We start from the raw sequence: 15,133 nt of genomic DNA, 5'->3' as shown, positions 1-15,133 counted from the left end.
CGAACGTTCGCACCGGTTTTTTTTCGTCGCCGGGTTACGGCTGGATGGAAGCATCGTCGCTTTGAGGTGACTTGTTTTCAGCGGGCAACCGTCGACGGCGCATCAGGCGATACGCCGCCGGTATGACAAACAGGGACAACAGCGGCGCCGTGACCATACCGCCGACCATGGGCGCGGCGATGCGGCTCATGACTTCGCTGCCGGTGCCGCTGCCCAGCAGAATCGGCAACAGGCCGGCGATGATCACGGCCACGGTCATCGCCTTGGGGCGCACGCGTTGCACAGCGCCTTCGCGAATCGCCGCGACCAGTCCACGTTCAGAGTGGTCGCCGAGGCCTTCGCGCTCGGCCCAGGCGTTTTTCAGGTAGAGCAGCATGATCACGCCGAACTCGGCCGAAACCCCGGCCAGTGCAATAAAGCCAACCCCGGTCGCGACCGACAAGTTGTAGCCCAGCAAATACAGGAACCACGCACCGCCGCTCAATGCGAACGGCAACGTGGCCATGATCAGTAGCGCCTCATCGAAGCGAGCGAAGGTCAGGTAGAGCAGCACGAAGATGATCAGCAGCGTGGCAGGCACTACCAGTTTCAGCCGCGCATTGGCCCGCTCCAGAAACTCGAACTGCCCGGAATAGCTCAGGCTCATACCGGGCTGCAATTTCGCCTGTTCATTGACGGCGCGACGCAGATCGGCCACTACCGAAGCGATGTCCCGCCCGCGCACGTCGATGTACACCCAACCGGACGGCCGGGCGTTCTCGCTCTTGAGCATTGGTGGGCCGTCCGTGACCTTGATCTTCGCCAGCATGCCGAGGGTGATCTGGCTGCCGGAAGGCGTGTAGATCGGCAATTGCTCCAGCGCGCCGGGCGAATCACGCCACTCTCGTGGATAACGGATGTTGATCGGAAACCGCGCCAGCCCCTCGATGGTTTCCCCGATGTTTTCCCCGCCAATGGCACCGGAGACGATGGATTGCACATCGCTGATGTTCAGCCCGTAGCGGCCGGCGGCGTTGCGGTCGATATCCACGTCGATGTAGCGGCCACCGGTCAGGCGCTCGGCCAGTGCCGAACTGACGCCGGGCACACCTTTGGCCACCCGCTCGACGGCCTGGGTCGCGGCGTCGATCTGGGCCAGATCGTTGCCGGCGACTTTCACGCCGATGGGACTTTTGATCCCGGTGGCGAGCATGTCGATGCGATTGCGGATAGGTGGAATCCAGATGTTGGTCAGGCCCGGCACTCGCACCACGCGATCCAGTTCTTCCACGAGTTTTTCCGGGGTCATGCCCGGACGCCATTGATCGTGGGGCTTGAATTGGATAGTGGTCTCGAACATCTCCAGCGGTGCCGGGTCGGTAGCGGTTTCCGCACGACCAGCCTTGCCGAATACATGCTCGACCTCGGGCACTGACTTGATCAGCCGATCGGTCTGCTGCAACAGTTGCGCGGCTTTTTGCGCCGACAAACCCGGCAAGGCCGAAGGCATGTACAGCAGATCGCCCTCGTCCAGCGGCGGGAGGAATTCGCCACCAAGCCGCGAAATCGGCCAGGCCGCGCTGACGAATACCAGCAATGCCACCAACAGAGTGAGTTTCGGCCGCCGCAACACCGCATCCAGAGCCGGCTGATAGATCCGGATCAACCAGCGGTTGAGCGGATTGTAGCGTTCATCCGGAATCCGCCCGCGAATCCAGTAGCCCATCAGCACCGGTACCAGCGTCACAGAAAGTCCCGCTGCTGCCGCCATGGCGTAGGTCTTGGTGAACGCCAGCGGACCGAACAGCCGCCCTTCCTGGGCCTGCAAGGTGAACACCGGAATGAACGATAGCGTGATGATCAGCAAACAGAAAAACAGCGCCGGCCCCACCTCCGCTGCCGCGTCGGTCATCACCTGCCAATGGCGCTCGCCCTTGAGCGCCTGCCCCGGATGGGCTGCGTGCCACGCTTCGATTTTCTTGTGGGCGTTCTCGATCATCACCACCGCCGCATCGACCATCGCACCAATGGCGATGGCGATCCCGCCCAACGACATGATGTTGGCGTTCAAGCCCTGATAACGCATCACAATGAAGGCGATCAGCACGCCCATCGGCAACGAAATAATCGCCACCAGCGAAGAGCGCAAATGCCAGAGGAAGATCCCGCACACCAGCGCGACGACGATGAACTCTTCGAGCAGTTTGTGGCTGAGATTTTCCACGGCGCGATCGATCAGTTTGCTGCGATCGTAGGTGGTGACGATCTCGACGCCGGGCGGCAGGCTGCTTTTCATGTCATCGAGTTTGGCCTTGACCGCCGCGATGGTCTCGCGGGCGTTCTTGCCGCTGCGCAGGATTACCACGCCGCCGACGGTTTCGCCCTGGCCGTCTAGCTCGGTGATGCCCCGACGCATGTCCGGCCCGGTCTGAACCGTTGCGACATCGCCGAGAGTTACCGGCACCCCGCCAGCACCGAGCTTTAACGGGATAGCCCGAAAATCATCAAGCGTCTTCAGGTAGCCGGAAGCGCGCACGATGAATTCGGTTTCGGCCATTTCCAGCACCGCGCCACCGGTTTCCTGATTGGCCTTGCCGATGGCTTCGCGCACCTGCGCCAGAGTGATACCCAAACTGGCCAGCCGCACCGGATCGGGCTGCACCTGATACTGCTTGACCATGCCGCCAACGGTAGCGACCTCGGCGACGTCGGGCAGGGTCTTGAGCTCGAACTTGAGGAACCAGTCCTGTAACGCCCGAAGCTGCGCCAGATCATGCCCGCCGCTGCGATCCACCAGCGCGTACTGATAGATCCAGCCGACGCCGGTCGCATCCGGACCCAATCCCGGTTTGACGCCGGCAGGCAGGCGACTCTGGATCTGGCTCAGGTACTCCAGCACTCGCGAGCGCGCCCAGTATTGATCGGTGCCGTCTTCGAACAGCACGTAAACGAAGCTGTCACCGAAGAACGAATAACCGCGTACGGTTTTCGCCCCCGGCACCGAGAGCATGGTGGTGGTCAGCGGATAGGTCACCTGATTCTCGACAATCTGCGGCGCCTGTCCGGGGTACGGCGTGCGGATGATCACCTGCACATCGGACAGATCCGGCAGCGCATCGATCGGTGTGTTCTGCACCGACCACACGCCCCAACCCGTGACGAACAGCGTCGCCAGCAGCACCAGAAAACGATTGGCGACGGACCAGCGAATCAGCGCGGCGATCATGGCTGGCTCCCCGAAACGTTCCCGCCCGATTCAAGCGGCTCGGCGACGATGCCCTTGAGACTGGCCTCCGAATCGAGCAGGAACTGGCCGGACGTCACGACGCTCTGCCCTTCTGCCAGGCCCTCGAGGATCACCGTTCTGCCGTCGCTTTCCTGACCGAGGCGCACCTCCACCGGGCGATAGTGCCCCGCGTCTTCGGCGAGCATGACCAATGCCCGCTTGCCGGTGCGAATAACTGCCTCGCTGGGCACCGACAAACTGTCTTGCCCGGTAGATCGGTTCAACCGCACTTGCGCCGTCATCCCCGGCCGCAATCGGCCGTCGGCATTGGTCAGCTCAACCCTGACGCGCAGGGTTCGGCTGTCCGGGTTGGTGTCCGGCAGAATCGCGCTGACCGTTCCGTTGAATACTCTGCCGGGAAAGGCCGGCAGGCGTGCTTCGACGGCCTGCCCCACGGCAACCGAGCCGGTGTGCGATTCCGGCACCGCCACAGCGAGCCAGACACTGTTCAGCCCGTTGACCCGCGCCAGGGTTTCACCGCTCGCCACGGTCATGCCCGCCCGCACATCGAGTGCTTGCAGCACACCGCCCAAAGGGCTGGTGACCGTCAGTTCGGACTGCACCTTGCCGCTGCGCTCCACTTGAGCAATCAAGCTTGCTGGCATCCCGGTCAGCCGCAAGCGCTGGCGCGCCGCCGCGATGAGGTCAGCATCGCCGCTACGCCTGAGCGCCAGAAACTCGCTCTGGGCCGCCGTCCATTCCGGCAAGAGAATGTCTGCCAACGCCGTGCCAGCCGTGAGCACGTCCCCCGGCGCACGGGCGTAAACCCGCTCGACAAACCCATTGGTGCGCGCCTGGATCACCGCGACATCGCGCTCGTTGAACCCCAGCACACCGCTCACATCGAGGCTTGAGGTGAAGGCGCCGCGACTGACCGGCGCCACACGCAGACCGAGTTTCTGACTCAGCCCCGGATCAATGCTGACGGTCGCACTGCCCTCCTCGCCGCTGGCGTATCGGGGCACCAGTTGCATGTCCATGAAGGGTGACTTGCCCGGTTTGTCGAACTTCTGCTGCGGGTACATCGGGTCATACCAGTACAAGGCCTTGGGCTCAGTGCTCGGCGCAGGGGCTGAAGCCGCTACTCCGTTCATTCGCTGATAGGCCAATCCGTAACCGCCACCCACGCCCACCGCCAGCGCGAGGCCGGCCAGCCACACGCCGTTCCATTGTTTACGGTTCACAGGCTGGTCTCCCCATAAGCGAAATGCAGACGCGCAGCGGTCAGTGCGCGTTGTTCTTCCATGTCGATCTGTTTGAGGCGGGCCTCGATGAGTTCGCGGCGGGCGTTGACCACCGCGTTCAAATCGCCCTGGCCGGCGCGATAACTGGCCAGGCTCAGATCGACTTTCTCTCTGGCCAGCGGCACCAGGCTTTCTTCGGTGCGGCGTACGGCCCGATCGAGGCGCTGGTAATCGGCCAACTGGTTTTCCAGTTGTTCGGTGTGCTCGCGGGACAGGGCCTCGCGCTCGGCTTGCAGTTGGCTGACCTCGGCCTGTCTGGCGGCGATTTTCGGGTTCTGCCGCGTCTCGGGAAACAGCGGCAGATCCCAGGAAAACTGCACGCTGACCATGTCGCCAAACTCGCGCCCCCGGTGCTGGTAATCCACCTCCCAGCTCCAGTCGGACTTTTTCTCGGACACCGCCTCTTGCACCCTGGCCTGGGCTTCGCGGGTCATGGGGGCGAAAGCAGCGAGTTCGGGATGGTGTTGCAGTTGATGATTGAAGGTCGAGGCATCGACCGGCCACACGGGCAAACCGCCCTCGGGCTTGTCGTTGGCGGCGCTGCCGATCCAGCGTTTGAGCGCGGCTCGGGCCAGAGTACGCTCGAGGGTCAGGCTGTCCTGTTGCTCGGCGAGTCGGGCCGCTTCTTGCTTCGGCGTCACCGCGTCGGCAGGTTGCGCGCGGCCACCGGCGATCTGCGCCCGGACGGTCTCACTCAGCAGGCGATTTTCCTTGAAGAGATCCCGGAACAGCGCTTCCTTACGCTCGACCGAATAGCCGCTGATCCACGCCAGCGCTGTCGCCTGACGCACCTTCAAACGCTCGACCCTGCGCTCGGCCGCCGCGCGCTCAATAGCGGCGTCGGCAACTTCGATGCGCGCCTTGCGTTTGTCTGCGTTGGGCATCTCCTGCCGGTAACCGACCATCTGCATGGTCATGAAGTCCTGATCGACGCTCCAGCGATCCGGGCCGCCCACGGGGTAGTTCTGCAAACCGAGCAACAGCTTGGGATCGGGCAACTCGCCCGCCGGAATTGCCGCGCTGCTGGCGGCCTGGATTTTCTGATCTTGTGCGGTCAGCGACGGCGCATTGTTTTCGGCCAGCCGCAGCGCTTGATCGAGTGTCAGCGCGGCGGCGAAACCCGGCCACGCGAGCACGCTTGCCGCAAGGCCGGCCACCAGAGGCCAACCCGCGCAATTGCACTTGAATGTCATGTTTACGATTCCTGTGATCGTCCACTGCGCGCGGCGTAAAACACGCGCACAGCCAAATCACTCCGCCTGGGCGGAATGAGCTTCGAGGGGGGGACAGGAATCAGGTGCGGGGCGGTCGCCAGACCCCGGACGGGGCCGCTAGCGGCAGGGAGTCACTGAAGAACGAATGCGTGACAGGGCTGAAAACGGTAACGGGCGGCTTGAGGATCGCGACTTGCAGCAAGCCGCCGGTCTTGCACTCCTGGCCGGGTTTGCAGGGGGAGCCATGGTCGGCAGGACTCTTCATGTCCTTGCAGCAATCCATGTTCATGCCGTCCATCATCGCCATGCCCATGGTTTGCATCGGGCACGGTTCTGTCGGTGCCTGCACGCCCGCCATCCCGCTGAGGGGAAGCGCCAGGCTGATCAGGAAAACGAGACAAAACCGCAGATAGCGTTTCATGGCCGGGAGTCTAGTCGTGAAAACGGGCGCCTACAATCGGCTGCCCGGCGATCTCACCGGACACGCATTAAGCCAGGATTAGCAGCAGAAAATGATGCAGCAGGCGCCCGATCACCTAACCTCAATGCTTGTGTGATCAACCGGAATCGCCCAGTCCCATGCGTAATGCATTGAAGTCATTGATGTTCATCGCCTTGATCGTGCTCGGTTCAGGGTTCGTGGCGGTGTCGGCCGCCGAATTGCCTGGCACACCGGATGTCAGCACTGGCGCCCCGCTCCCCGGCGTCACGCAAAGCGATCTGCAAGCCCTGCAACTGCGCCTCGACGGCCTCAAGCAGCAGATCTCGTCCGCCAACAATTACAACCAGCTCGAAGGCCCGCAGGATCGGGTGCAGACGTTCATTCTGGACATTGACCGACTGTCGGCGTCGCTGTTGCCGCAGCAGGCGCAACTGGCCGTGCAATTGGGCGTGCTGGGAGCAGCGCCGACCGAAGCGGTGGCCGCCGAACAAGCTGATATCGCCGCGCAACGGGCAACGTTGATCGAGCAGAAAACCAAAGTCGATACGGCGCTGAAAAACCTCGCCACCCTCAAGCAAAGCGCCACGGATCTGATCACGCAGATCGCCGGAATCCGCCGCACGCTGCTCGAAAGCGAACTGATGCTGAGCACCCACAGCATTCTGAATCCAGGCTTCTGGACGCCTCTTTTCAATCCTTCGCCTGATGACCGCCAGCGCCTGCGGGTTTTCGTCGAACAGGTACAACAGACCGGCGCCGAGGCGTGGCGACCCGGCCAGCGCTTTTACACCGCGTTGCTGGTGATATTGGCGTTTATCGTCTGGACGTTTGGACGGCAGCTCGCTGACCGCTGGATGGCCTGGGTGTGCATTCACCGCATGCCGGAGGGTCGGCTGCGTCGCAGTTCGCTGGCGTTTGCCTCGGCACTGGCAACACTTGCGACCACCGCCATCGCCCTGGAGTTGTTGTACTACGCGTGCACCCGTCACGTGCCATTGCCGCCGATGCTGGCGACGTTTTCCGATGAGTTCGAGAAAGTCGTTTACGCCTGCGTGTTGATCACAGGGCTCAGCCGCGCCTTGCTGTCCACCGAGCACCCGTCATGGCGGTTGCCGGCGGTGGCCGACGAGGTCGCAGACACGCTGCAGCCATTCGCGCCGATCCTCGCCGCGACGCTGCTGGTGCTGGTGACGTCGGTGCAGGTCAGTAACGCCTCTGGCATGAGCAGCCAGATCGTGATTGCCGGCCGGGGCATCATTGCGCTCATGGTACTGGTCATCGTCACGACGTTGCTGATGCGCGTCGGCAGGGTGCGCAAAGTATTGGCGGCGGCTGGCGATACGCAGGTAACGGGCAACACGTTTGCCGGGGTGATTTACACCGTGGCCACCCTGGCAATGGTGCTGTCGTTCGGCACCCTGCTGACCGGGTATGTGTCGCTCGCGCGTTTCATCACCTACGAACTGGTGTGGGCGTTTATCGTGTTTTCCGGGTTTTACCTGCTGATGCAGTTGCTCAAGGACAGCTGCGAGTACTTCTTTTCTCCCCGCCATTCCAGCGGCAAGGCGCTGAAACAGCTGCTGGGTGTCGGTGATCGGCGTCTCGAACAGGCCTCGACCCTGCTGGCCGGTTTTGGTCGGGCTGCACTGTTGCTGTTGGCGGTGATCACGCTGTTTGTCGGCGGGATCGGCACCACCCTGGGCCAACTGGCCAAAAACATCGGCACGATCCTCGGCGGCGCCGGTCTGCGCAAGCTGAACATCGTCCCCGGCCACTTGCTCAACGCCGTGCTGGCGCTGCTGATCGGCATCTATCTGATCCGCGCCCTGCGCCGCTGGCTCGACAACGAGTTTCTGCCCAAGACCGACATGGACCCGGGCATGTGCGCCTCGCTCAGCACGCTGTTTTCCAACATCGGTTATGCGGTGGTGATCCTGCTGACCCTGTCATCGCTGGGCGTGCAATGGACCAATCTGGCGTGGATCGTCAGCGCCCTGTCGGTGGGCATCGGCTTCGGCTTGCAGGAGATCGTGAAGAACTTTGTCTCCGGGCTGATCCTGCTCACCGAACGCCCGGTCAAGGTCGGCGACCTGATCAGCATCAGCGGCGTCGAGGGCGACATCCGCCGGATCAACGTGCGCGCCACCGAAATCCAGCTCAGCGACCGTTCGATCGTGATCGTGCCCAACTCGCAGCTGATCTCGCAGAACCTGCGCAACGTCACCCTCGGCGGCAGCGCCCAGGGCGTGGCGACGCTGGAGCTGATGTTCCCGCTGGATATCGACCCCGAACAGGTCAAAAGCCTGCTGCTCGACACCTACACCGAACACGAAACCATCCTCGATAAACCAGCACCGTTCGTGCGCTTCAGCAAGCTATCGCCCGATGGCATCACGTTGACCGTGACCGGCTACGTCGACAGTCCGAGGATTGTCGGCAAGACCAAGAGTGATCTGTTGTTCGAGACTCTCAAGCGGCTGGGGGCGGCGGGGATTGAGTTGGCCAAACCTGCACAGCCGGCTGGCTGAGGGGGAGCGCTGCGCTGTGACTGCCTGATCAGGACTCAGGTGTGTCGACTGCTTCGGGAGTGGCCTCGGCCGCCATTTTCAACCGATCAGCCTTGCTGATGTACTTCGGCTTGTTGCTCTTGGGTGCCAGTTTGGCGTTGGCCTTTCTGGATTTTTCCTTGAAAAGTTGCTGCAGTTTTTTCTGGCGATTCATGGTCATCTACCCGGCTGTAAAGGCTTGAATGATAACAGCTGAATCAGCCGGCGCAGAGGCAGGCGAAACCTCACGCTCAATCAAGCCTTCACGCTAACCGGCTCGCAAATCCGGTTAAACGCCGGAGAGCACCCCGGGGTCGCCCGTGCGCCACACATTGTCAACCGTGACGCTTTGAATCAGCCAGGCGTCGCCTGCCCGCACCAGTTTTACGTCGTAACGGTTTTTCATGAGGTAGTGCCGTGAGTGATCACTTTGCGGCACGTGCTGGGCTTCCACGAGTGCATCAACCTGCGCCCGATCGCCAACGACGCTGACTCGCGGATTGCTGACAGAGTGCGTTGTATCGATACCGGCAAGTGAACCTGAAAGCGACGCCAAGATGGTCTGACGCCCCTCCAGAACAGGGTATTCGAACCCGGCCTTTGCAGCGGCGGGCCGGAAGTCGGAAATCGCATCCTCGGTAAACGCCGACGCCAGTAATGCTTCGTCGCGCAGATCGATTCCAGCGGCAAACCGGTACAGCGTTTCAACCACCGCAAGTTTGTCTGCGGTGTCCTGCAACTGTGTGGATGACATACTTGAAGCCTTAGGTGAAGTGAGCTTGAGGATTTCGCCAGGCGCTAGGCCGAAGCGGACTCGCGTTTCAGAAATCAGTAACGGTTGTGCCTGCGATACTTTCGGCAAACCCGATGCCGAACACCCGGGCCGGCGTTTCAAAACCCGGCCGTCGCTCCCCGCTCAACACACGACGCGCGGCTTCGACAGCTGCGAGCGGCGTGTAGGTGTAGCCGTTGACGGTCTCGATCACCGAGCATGCAACGCTGCCGTTGGCGCCGCTGACTTCAGCCACCGCTCGGGCGCGATGTGCCTCGCGCTGTTCGACGCTTGGGCCGTCTGGCAGTTGCGCCAGATCGCCTTCCGGAAACGCGTCACCGCTGATGTGCACGAACATGACGATATCGGGAATACCGGTGGAATGCCAGCCGGTCACCAGATCACCGAATGACAGGGGCGCACAGAGCACCGGCCCGTCACCAAAATCGAAGTGACGGGGCTGCGCGTCAGGCGCTGCGACCAGTTGTCCATCGGCCCGAGCCAACAGGCCTGCACCAATGATTTCGCCGACACTCAGGGCCGAGCCGCGCGACATCGAGCCCGCGACCTGCAAGGCGATTTTCAATGAACGCGGTTGTGGCACCCGTTGAGCAACACGCATCGCCAGACAATCGGTCGGCACCACATCCCAGCCGACGCCGGGCAACAACATCACGTTCGCACTGGCTGCTTGAGCACCCAACTGCTCGGCACGCCGATAGACATTGATTTCCGCCGTGATGTCCAGATAGTCGACACCGGCCTGGATGCACGCCTGCATCAAGGCGTCTGCCGTCTGGGCGAACGGACCCGCGAAATTCAGCAGTACCGCGATACCCTCCAATGATTGAGCTGTCAGTTCATTGGGCTTGAACACCCGAAAAGGAACATCCAGTTGCGCAGCGAGCAACTCGAGCGTTTCGGCCGTGCGCCCAGCGATGACCAGGTCCAGCCCCAGTGCCTTGGCATGTTCGGCTGCCATGCGCCCGGTGTACCCGGTCGCGCCGTAGATCATCAGTGTGCTCATTGGCCGTGCTGCCATTTTTTGAAGACAAATTCGAGGCTGTAACCGTCCGGATCGAGGACATTGGCAGCGTAGTAATCGGGGTCGTAATGCAGACGTGCGCCTGGAGCGCCGTTATCGACAGCACCACTGTTGATCGCCGCCGCGTAAGCTGCGTCAACTTCGGCCTTGCTGTTGGCGACAAACCCGACGTGCACCGCCCGCCCTTCCACCACGCCTTCGCGCAACCAGAAAAACATCCGGCCATGGGCACCGAAACCTTTCAGATCCGGATGGCCGGGTGGGCCGTCCTTGCCGTCGTAATCAAGCCTGGCGGTAATGCCCAGCGGGGTCAGCGCGGCGGTGTAGAAATCAATGGAGCGCTCAATGTCGCTGACTGACAGAAAGATGTGATCAAGCATGGAGTTACCTCGCCTTCAAATGAAATAGCCGCCCGCGACTTCAATGGATTGGGCGTTGATCCAGCCGCCCTCCTCGGACAGCAACATGGCGATGACGCGCGCAACATCCTGCGGTTCGCCAACCCGGCCCAGAGCCGTTTGCGAGGCGAGCAATGCCTCGAATTCGTCGTTCAAACCACCGCCCAGCTCGGTTCGGATCGCTCCCGGCGAAACAGCGTTGGCCCGTATGCGCCGGTCCGCGAACTCCTTGGCCATGTAGCGGGTCAACACCTCCAGCCCGCCCTTGAACGCTGCATACGGCGCAACCCCGGCGGTAGCGACCCGGGTGGTGGCGCTGGTCAGGTTGACGATGCTGGCGCCCTCGCCCATCAGCGGCAACAAGGTTTGCGTGAGGAAAAACGGGCCTTTGAGATGAACGTTCAACAAACCGTCGAACTGCGCCTCGGTGACGGCTGCCAGCGGATTGAACAAGCCATGGCCCGCGTTGTTGACCAGTCCAGCCAGCGTAGCCACGCCCCAGAGGCTGTCGAGGTTATGTCGCACGGCCTCACGGAAACGGTCGAATTGACTGACATCCGCAACGTCCAGCTCAAGCGCCACGGCTGTGCCGCCCGACGTCTGAATCCGTTGCACAACAGCAGCGGCCGCATCGGCATTGCTCTTGTAGGTCAGGATGACGCCCATCCCGATGCGGGCACAGTGTTCGGCGGTACTTGCGCCAATGCCACGACTGCCACCGGTAATCACGATAACGCTCATGCGTTGCTCCAATGTCTCTGTGGTGAGTGACCACAGTAGCCATCGGCTTCGAGGTGAGCGCAGCCGTTCCTCTTCGAAACCTGCCTGTTTCTGCTTTTTGCTTGCGCGGGAGTGATCGCGTAGGTTCAGATGCCGGGCATGAATAATCAACTGACAGAACTTCGCGCCCTGGCGCAACACGCCGAAAACCGCCGCACGGAGACGGGTATCCCGCGCGTCGCCATGGTTCAGGGTGAAATCCCCGAGCACATGCTGGCCGCCGTTTACGAACCGATGATCAACCTGATTCTGCAGGGCAGCAAATCCATGACCATCGCCGACCGCACGCTTCACTACGACCCGGCGACCTACTTCGTGATGTCCATCGATCTGCCGGCAGTGGGACAGGTTCACCCCTCAGCGAGCGGCGAGCCTTACCTGGCGGTCAGCCTGACGCTGGATCCGATGGTGCTGACGACCCTGCTGGCCGACTTGCCCAAACCGCTCGGGCAACATGAACAGGACAGCGGGTTTTCGGTCGCTGCTGTCACGCCTGAGTTGATGGATGCGTGGGTGCGCATGTTGCGCCTTATGGGGAGGCCGGAGGAGATCGCGGCCCTCGCGCCGGTCTACGAACGGGAAATTCTGTATCGCGTCCTGCAAGGCCCCCACGGCTGGATGCTGCGCGACATTGCGGCCCCCGACAGCGCCATGGCCCGCGTCAACCTGGCCATTCAGCACATTCGTCAGGACTTTGCCGAACCGATTCGCGTGGACGCATTGGCGCAGCTTGCGTCGATGAGCGTGTCAGCCTTTCATCGACATTTCAAAGCCGTTACGGCGCTGAGCCCGTTGCAGTATCAGAAGCGTGTTCGCCTGCTTCAGGCCCGGACGCTGATGGTGGCCAATGCCAGCAGCGTCACCCGCGCAGCGTTCGAAGTCGGTTATGAAAGCGCTACGCTATTCAGCCGCGATTACGCACGGGTGTTCGGCTTGCCGCCCTCGCGGGATGCGACGCGGATTCTCGCAGAGACCCGAAGCAGCGCGCAGCACTGATCACCCCTTCACGCCAGCACGCCAGTAATCCAGCGCACTTGCTGCTTCAGATCCTGCACCTTGCGCTCGCACACCCCATGCCGTGCCCGCCCGAAATGAGCCAGCGTCTGCTGCTTGTGCCGCAGCCGGTGCTGCCATTTGCTGACAAACGCCGGACTGCGCGCCTGCAATTGCAATGGCCCGAAGAACAACTCCTCGGCGGTGTAGCTCACCGGCCCGCCCCGCTCGGCCACGATGATTTCGTAGTCGAAGCGGTTCTCCCGCAGGATTTCCTCGAAGAGGATTCGGTAGCCGTTGTCCATCAGCCATTGTCGCAGCGGTTGTTCGCCGCCGTTGGGTTGCAGGATCAGGCGCTCGCGGCCGCTCAGGCGCGCCTTGCCGGCTTCGAGAATGTCGCGGATGGTCTCGCCACCCATGCCGCACACGGTGATCGCCGTGATCCCGTCGACCGGCTCGACAGCCATCAAGCCATTGGCCAGGCGAACGGTGATCTGCTGCTCAAGGTCGTTTTCGCGCACGGTGCGTTGCGCCGAACGGAACGGCGTCTCGGCCATCTCGCCCGCCACCGCCGCCGCGATCGCGCCACGGCGCATCAGGGCCACCGGCAGGTAACCGTGATCCGAGCCGATATCGGCCAGCCGCGCACCAGCGGGCACGTGTGCCGCCACCTGCTCCAGGCGCATGGACAATGTCTGTTCGTTCAACCGCACCCCCTTTCACACTGAACGTCCGGCGCTGGTGGCCGGATCGGGGCGCGATTCTGGGGGGCAATGTCTGGTATTTCAAATTTATATGACCAACCGCGACGCCTACACCAACACCGTCAACCAAGCCGACAGCAACAACAAAAACGCCAGCCCGGCGTTCATGCGCCTGAATGCCCGTGGCGAGCCAAAGAACCGTGCGCTGCCCACACCCAGCAGCGCCCACGCCGTCATGCATGGCAGACTGACCAGCAGAAACGCCAGCGACAACAGCACCATCCGGGCGCTGTCCTCGCTGCCACCGGCAAACACGCTCACCACCGCCACGGCCATCATCCACACCTTGGCGTTGATCAGTTGCAGGCCGGCGGCGCCGAACACGCTGAAGCCGCCATCACCCGTTGGCGCCGAGTCCAGCGACGGCGGCGTGCTGCGAAAGATCTGCCACGCCAGCCAGCTCAACCACAACACGCCGGCCCAGGCCATCGCCTGCTGCACACGGGGATAGCGCAGCAAGGTTTCCCCCACGCCGAGGCCGACCACCAACACCACCAGCGCCGCCGACACACATGCGCCGAAGATGATCGGCACCGTGGCCGTCAGACCGCGCCGCGAGCTGTGGCTCATCACCAGAATATTGGTCGGCCCCGGGGTGATCGAGGCGACGAAGGAAAACAGCAGAAAAGGCAGCAACGATTCCATGACAGGACTCCCGAATCAAAACAGGAAGTCATGGTCGCGGTTGTGCGGGGTTCAGTCTGGAAGATTTGAGCAGCGCTTGCGGTAATCCGCCGGCGTCAGGTGATAGGCACGGCGAAACCAGCGCCCCAGATGGCTCTGATCGGCGAAACCGAGGGCGCTGGCGACGCTGGCGGGTGTTTCGCCGCGCGCCAGCAACTGGCGGGCGCGGGCCAGGCGCAACTGAATCAGGTAGGCATGTGGCGCCAACCCGAAAGCAGCCTTGAACGCACGGGTCAGTCGAAAGCGATCAACCCCGCAGGCCTGGGCCACGTCGTCCAGCCCGATGTCCTCGAAGGCGTGCGCATGCAGATAGTCCCGCGCCACTTGGGCCACTCGTGGCAGGCGCGGATCGAAAGGCTGGTGCTTTCGCCAGTCGAGGTGGGACGTCAGCGAACCGAGCAAGGTGTCGATGGCGGTCTGGCGCACGATGCGCAAATCGCCCTGATGCAGGGCGTTGAAGGCCTGGTTGATGGCGGTGGACAGGCGCGGATCCTGGCTCAGAGTATCGGTGAACCCGAGCTGGCTGTTGTCGGGCGCATGCTCGAACAGCACGCGCAATTCGCGCTCCAGCCAATGTGGATCGAGGTAGAGCATGGAATAGGTGAAACCCTCCTCCGTCGGCGCATGCCCGTCGTGGATCTCCCCCGGCTCCAGCATGAAAATCTTGCCCGGCGTACTCAGATGCCGCACGCGCCGGCAATGAAACTGCTGCACGCCCTGCTCGGTGACGCCCACCAGAAAGCTGTCATGCCAGTGCGGATCGTAGGCATGGCCCTGGAAATGGGCACGAATCGACTCGATACCGGTGTCGGCATCCTGAGACAGCTCGATCCAGTTGCGTTTGTCCACGCCAGGCTCCGAAAGCAGTGGTTGTTCGTCAAAGGCGTCTACGTTACCGCGACTTTGCCGGTGGGTTTAGAACATTTGTGCACGTGCGCCAGGCAAACCATCAAGCAAATTTAATGAACCCTGAGTGGTATGCCCCG

At 62.4% G+C, this 15,133-nt stretch carries 14 protein-coding genes; 2 read left to right on the top strand and 12 right to left on the bottom strand.

The genetic code is table 11. From position 1 onward, the window contains the following. Positions 1-34 precede the first annotated feature (34 nt). The 4 genes from CAF73_RS21340 to CAF73_RS21325 all read right to left on the bottom strand — a co-directional run bounded on the left by CAF73_RS21340 (position 35) and on the right by CAF73_RS21325 (position 6,144). Positions 35-3,205 (bottom strand): efflux RND transporter permease subunit, encoded by a 3,171-nt coding sequence (locus tag CAF73_RS21340; protein WP_085703752.1) that lies wholly within the window; start codon positions 3,203-3,205, stop codon positions 35-37. After that, positions 3,202-4,449: an efflux RND transporter periplasmic adaptor subunit gene (locus CAF73_RS21335; protein ID WP_085703751.1), complete on the bottom strand. Its 1,248-nt coding sequence runs from the start codon at positions 4,447-4,449 to the stop codon at positions 3,202-3,204. The genes CAF73_RS21340 and CAF73_RS21335 overlap by 4 nt, the downstream gene beginning before the upstream one ends. Then, positions 4,446-5,702 (bottom strand): TolC family protein, encoded by a 1,257-nt coding sequence (locus tag CAF73_RS21330; protein WP_085703750.1) that lies wholly within the window; start codon positions 5,700-5,702, stop codon positions 4,446-4,448. Before CAF73_RS21330 ends, CAF73_RS21335 begins: the two co-directional genes overlap by 4 nt. 100 nt (positions 5,703-5,802) lie before the next feature. Beyond that, a complete protein-coding gene (locus CAF73_RS21325) occupies positions 5,803-6,144 on the bottom strand; it encodes a hypothetical protein (protein WP_085703749.1) in 342 nt (113 codons plus the stop codon). 158 nt (positions 6,145-6,302) lie between these two features. Here CAF73_RS21325 and CAF73_RS21320 point away from each other — a divergent pair, with 158 nt between their 5' ends. After that, positions 6,303-8,693, top strand: a complete 2,391-nt coding sequence (locus tag CAF73_RS21320) for a DUF3772 domain-containing protein (RefSeq protein ID WP_085703748.1) — start codon at positions 6,303-6,305, stop codon at positions 8,691-8,693. Between the two features lie 28 nt (positions 8,694-8,721). On the opposite strand, the gene CAF73_RS21315 is transcribed toward CAF73_RS21320, so the two are convergent. The 5 genes from CAF73_RS21315 to CAF73_RS21295 form a co-directional block, all read right to left on the bottom strand. Continuing rightward, positions 8,722-8,886, bottom strand: coding sequence for a DUF2986 domain-containing protein (locus tag CAF73_RS21315; RefSeq protein WP_085700296.1), 165 nt, complete (start codon positions 8,884-8,886; stop codon positions 8,722-8,724). A 114-nt stretch (positions 8,887-9,000) separates the two neighbouring features. Further along, positions 9,001-9,465, bottom strand: a complete 465-nt coding sequence (locus CAF73_RS21310) for a nuclear transport factor 2 family protein (RefSeq protein WP_085700297.1) — start codon at positions 9,463-9,465, stop codon at positions 9,001-9,003. 67 nt (positions 9,466-9,532) lie between these two features. Next, positions 9,533-10,510: a trans-acting enoyl reductase family protein gene (locus CAF73_RS21305; RefSeq protein WP_085703747.1), complete on the bottom strand. Its 978-nt coding sequence runs from the start codon at positions 10,508-10,510 to the stop codon at positions 9,533-9,535. After that, positions 10,507-10,908 (bottom strand): VOC family protein, encoded by a 402-nt coding sequence (locus CAF73_RS21300; protein WP_085700299.1) that lies wholly within the window; start codon positions 10,906-10,908, stop codon positions 10,507-10,509. Before CAF73_RS21300 ends, CAF73_RS21305 begins: the two co-directional genes overlap by 4 nt. Before the next feature lie 15 nt (positions 10,909-10,923). After that, positions 10,924-11,667 carry an SDR family NAD(P)-dependent oxidoreductase gene (locus CAF73_RS21295; protein WP_085700300.1) on the bottom strand — a complete coding sequence of 248 codons (744 nt, stop codon included), beginning with the start codon at positions 11,665-11,667 and terminating at the stop codon, positions 10,924-10,926. Between the two features lie 138 nt (positions 11,668-11,805). On the opposite strand from CAF73_RS21295, the gene CAF73_RS21290 reads away from it, so the two are divergent. Next, positions 11,806-12,702 carry an AraC family transcriptional regulator gene (locus CAF73_RS21290; protein WP_176247754.1) on the top strand — a complete coding sequence of 299 codons (897 nt, stop codon included), beginning with the start codon at positions 11,806-11,808 and terminating at the stop codon, positions 12,700-12,702. Between the two features lie 8 nt (positions 12,703-12,710). Here the strand turns inward: CAF73_RS21290 and CAF73_RS21285 are convergent, their stop codons facing one another. The 3 genes from CAF73_RS21285 to CAF73_RS21275 form a co-directional block, all read right to left on the bottom strand. Then, positions 12,711-13,406: a tRNA (adenine(22)-N(1))-methyltransferase TrmK gene (locus CAF73_RS21285; RefSeq protein WP_085700301.1), complete on the bottom strand. Its 696-nt coding sequence runs from the start codon at positions 13,404-13,406 to the stop codon at positions 12,711-12,713. Between the two features lie 105 nt (positions 13,407-13,511). Beyond that, positions 13,512-14,108 (bottom strand): LysE family translocator, encoded by a 597-nt coding sequence (locus tag CAF73_RS21280; protein ID WP_085703746.1) that lies wholly within the window; start codon positions 14,106-14,108, stop codon positions 13,512-13,514. A 51-nt stretch (positions 14,109-14,159) separates the two neighbouring features. Beyond that, positions 14,160-14,996, bottom strand: a complete 837-nt coding sequence (locus tag CAF73_RS21275) for an AraC family transcriptional regulator (protein ID WP_085703745.1) — start codon at positions 14,994-14,996, stop codon at positions 14,160-14,162. Between the last annotated feature and the right edge of the window lie 137 nt (positions 14,997-15,133).

The sequence above is a fragment of the Pseudomonas sp. B15(2017) genome (assembly GCF_002113215.1).
GTDB lineage: Bacteria > Pseudomonadota > Gammaproteobacteria > Pseudomonadales > Pseudomonadaceae > Aquipseudomonas.
Note: the sequence above shows the minus strand (reverse complement) of the source record. Positions and strands in the feature narration are given on the sequence as shown.